Source organism: Vibrio sp. 10N.261.52.A1 (assembly GCF_002876325.1).
Classification (GTDB): Bacteria; Pseudomonadota; Gammaproteobacteria; order Enterobacterales; family Vibrionaceae; genus Vibrio; species Vibrio chagasii.
The window spans coordinates 1,145-2,262 of the sequence record NZ_MCYD01000138.1 but is presented as its reverse complement, the minus strand read 5'-3'; the positions used below and the strand labels follow the sequence as shown (position 1 = coordinate 2,262).

Annotated in this window: 1 protein-coding gene; it reads left to right on the top strand. The window is 42.9% G+C overall.

Features of this window, described 5'->3' with window-relative positions:
- Positions 1–285 precede the first annotated feature (285 nt).
- On the top strand, positions 286–1,118 hold an 833-nt coding region (locus BCT81_RS01940), incomplete at its 3' end, for a porin (RefSeq protein ID WP_102423103.1).

Here is a 1,118-nt window from a genome sequence, read left to right as displayed (position 1 = left end):
AGTTGTTGTTGTGTGTGGCCTTTCTAATTTATCGATCTGGATCACTAAGTACATGGTAAATTTGCACCAACTCATATTTTTTTAGATGAAAATTAAGTTCTCATTGATCTTTTTGAGGGCGAAGTTAGTCTTAATGCCATGGATGCACGATGTGTATACCCAGAAAGGAAATAGAGAATTCAGCGTTAAGGATTCTCAAACAAGAAAAGGTATTTCTCTCTACGGCGGCCAACTTTAGGTGGGGAATATTCAAACAGCTATATCCATTTTTAGGAGTTTTATTCCATGGAAAACAAAATTTTCAAACGTACTCTACTAGGTGCATCCGTTGCACTTTTATCGACAGGCGTAATGGCGAAAGAAGTTGGTATCAACTCTGACTTCAACGTTGACGTATACGGTGTTGCAGCTATCTCTCTAGTTAACTACAACACAACTGACAACAACGACTCTAGTACTGGTTACGCTGTAGAGAACGAATCTCGTATCGGCTTCCGTGCTCATAAAGATATGTTTGATGATGTATTAATCACAATGCAGATCGAATCTGGTTACGTAGATAGCACAGACTGGTCTCACGGTGGTGTTTCAGGTGGTGTGCTAGGTTTCCGTGATACTTTCATCGGTGCTTCTGGCTCTTGGGGTAACCTACGTGTTGGTCGTGTACTGACTCCACTATACGAAATCGTCGACTGGCCATTCTCTAACCCTGGTCTAGGTTCTGTATTCGATTGGGGCGGCATCAACGGTCACTACGATCGTCAATCTAACCAAATCCGTTACGATTCAGCTAAATTTGGCGGTTTCTCTTTTGCAGCTTCTGTTGGTCGTGACGATAACGACAATGGTGGTGGTGCAGCAACTCGTGACGCAAACTTCGTTGGCGCAAGTGCTAAGTACAGCTTCGAGAAAATTACATTAATGGGTGCGGTTGAATCTGGTACTCGCGTTGTAGCTGCTACCGAAGATCAGTGGGCAGTAGGTACTGCTGCAGACGTTACTAACAAAGTTAAAGACGCAAATGACGTTCTGGTTAAAGAAGGTGAAAACTACCTTAAGTCTGAAGGCACTGCAGGATACGATGACGATACATTTGCTTACATCGTTGGTTTTGAAGC